This is a genomic window from Rhabdothermincola sp. (assembly GCF_036846205.1).
Classification (GTDB): domain Bacteria; phylum Actinomycetota; class Acidimicrobiia; order Acidimicrobiales; family Acidimicrobilacustridaceae; genus Rhabdothermincola.
The window spans coordinates 1-2,545 of sequence record NZ_DAIUCK010000177.1; the positions used below are offsets into that span (position 1 = coordinate 1).

At 71.0% G+C, this 2,545-nt stretch carries 2 protein-coding genes; both read right to left on the bottom strand.

All coding sequences use genetic code 11. From position 1 onward, the window contains the following. A partial coding sequence (locus V7004_RS15655) for a DUF2207 domain-containing protein (RefSeq protein ID WP_334145184.1) occupies positions 1-1,886 on the bottom strand: 1,886 nt, incomplete at its 3' end. Between the two features lie 158 nt (positions 1,887-2,044). Continuing rightward, positions 2,045-2,545: hypothetical protein (locus V7004_RS15660; protein WP_334145186.1), on the bottom strand; the 501-nt coding region annotated here is incomplete at its 5' end.

Genomic DNA, 2,545 nt, shown 5'->3' on the forward strand with positions numbered 1-2,545 from the left:
CCTGAGAACCCGCTGCCCCCGCTCGAGGGCGGCGGTGTCGATGCCAGCGTCCGGCTCGCCGCCGTGGTGAACGAGGTGGTGACGACGTTGAGGTCCTCGACGGTGAAGGACTGGGTGCCGACGTACCAGGCGCTCGTCGCAGCTGTCGCCTCCACACCGAGGGGGGCGAAGGTGCGAGCCCACCGATCAGTGATGCCCAGCACGACCGCGTAGCCCAGGTAGTCGCTGAAGATGCTGCGTTGCTCGGCCCACTTCGCTCGTGGGGCCTCGGAGTCGACCATGAACTGCTCGAAGCCGCCGATGCGGCGGCGTAGGCCCGTGCCGGCCGGGGTACGTCTGGGGAACCGGCCGGCGAAGAGCACGATCGCCACCGACGCGACGACCAGTGGCACCGTGAGCAGGGCCAGGGTGGTGTAGGCCGCGGCCGCGACCAGCACCGCCGCGGAGACCACGGTGAGTAGGATCCCGAGCGCTCGCCACCGGACCCGCACCCGGTCGGGACGAGCCGCGAACCAGCCTCGGGAGATCCCGTTGTCGTAGACCTGATCGATGACGTTCCCGAGGGACATCGCGAACCGGTCACGAAGCTCACTCAACAGGACGGTGTTCCGACCGGTGAACAGCGCGTTCATCAGGGTGCGCTCGTAGTCGACCCAGTCGGGATCGTCGACGCGCAGGCGAACCAACCGGTAGTCGCTCCTGCGTCCCTCGCCGACCTGCTCGATGCGCAGCTCACCACGCACCGCCAGGTCGACGATCGTCGCCGAGATGTCGAGCGGCCGGACGCTCTCGTTGCGGACGAGCGCGAGCTGCGCGGGGCGCACCCCGTCGGGAGGAACGAACTCGACCGGGGAGTCACCGCGCTCGAAGGGTGGGACGGGCACACCGTCCACCCCCGCGGGGGCGAAGGCGATGTCGGTGGGCGAGCCGGCGAGGCGTCGGTCCCGTCCGACGGCGAAGGCGAGCGCCCCGACCCCTGCCAGCAGCGCGGTGAACAGCACCACCGAGCCACCGACGGTCAGGGGGGTCAGGGAGAACGCGCGGGCGAGCGACCAGCGCCGCTCCAGGAGCAGGGGGGTGTCGGCCACAGACCCGGCCGGCAGCGCCACGGCTACGGTCAGACCCTCGCCTGGCAGGAGCTGCTGCTGCTGGAAGCCGGCTCGATCCCCGGCGAGTTCGGCCGCGTCGCAGGTGGACGTCGACCAGCGCCGGCCCGCGAAGCACGCCAGGCGGAACGCCGGCGCGGGAGCCCGGATGGCGACCGCCACGTCGTAGAGCGGGACGTCCCAGCCGTCGCCGGTGACGTTCCAGTAGAGCTCCTGGTGGCCGGGGAAGGCGTTGACGACCCCCTGGAGGCGGTATCGCAACCGGTAGGTGTGGCGGCCGGTCACGGTGCGATCGGCGTCGCCGATGCGGATCTGGGTCGTGCCTCCTGGCCCATCTTCGACCACCCAGTCGGCGGGAGCACCGGTGGGGCTGGTCACGTCGACGACGGACAAGGGGTACACGCGGTCCCACTCGTCGTTGCATCGCTGGGTCAGGTAGAGCCGCCGAAGGATGCCATGGCGGTCGCTCTTCCCGTCGAAGTCGTAGTCGATGGTTTCGGTGAACACCGCGCTGCCGTCGTCGCGCACCTCCACGTCAATGGCGAAGGCGCGAACCGCCTCACCGCGGGTCTGGACGAACGTGGGGAGCGGCGGAACGGAGGGCGGAACGTCCTGCAGGCCACCCCCAGGGGACGGCTCGGGGGTCGTGACCGCGCCGGACGCGTCCTCGCACACGACGTCGTCACGGCGCTCGGCGGCTCTGGCAGCAGCAGGCCAGCCCGAGCTCACGACCATGAGCAGCCAGAAGAGGGACACGGTGACCGCGACTTTCGTGCGCACCGTGCACCACCTTCGCGCGGCCGGCAGGGACGGGTGGGTCCTTCGTCCAACTCAGGGTCTGGCGATCCAGGTGAGCTACGTTGTGGATATCCGGCGGAAGGGGGAAGCCGATGGGCAGCAGGGAGAATCCGGTCCATCCACCCGACGTGACGGGTGGATCACCCGTACGACGGTGGTACCAGCGGAGCTCGCTGGTCGTGCTGGGGTTCGCGGCCCTCTCGGTCGGTGTGCTGGGCGCGGGAGCCTCGACGGGCGGTGGCCCCGGGGTGGACTCGCCTTCCGGTGGGCTCGCGCTGGCGGCCGAGACCTCCTCCGACGGCCACGACCATCCGCATGACGGCGACCCCCATACGCACGACGACACCGCCGGCGGTGAGCACGGCCACGGGGACGACGCGAGCCACGGTGCGAGCACGTCCCACGGGCACGGATCGGATGTCGGATCGGAATCGCACGACCACGACGACCACCCCGACCGCTCGGGCGGTCATGATCATGGGGCGGGCGGCGCAACGGACGATCTCGGCGATCATGACCATCCCGGCGGCACCACGCCAGGCACCGATGGTCACGACCATCCCGGCGGCACCACGCCGGGCGCCGACGGTCACGACCACGCCGGCGGAGGCAGCTCCGGCTCCGGTGGAGGGGACCACGAT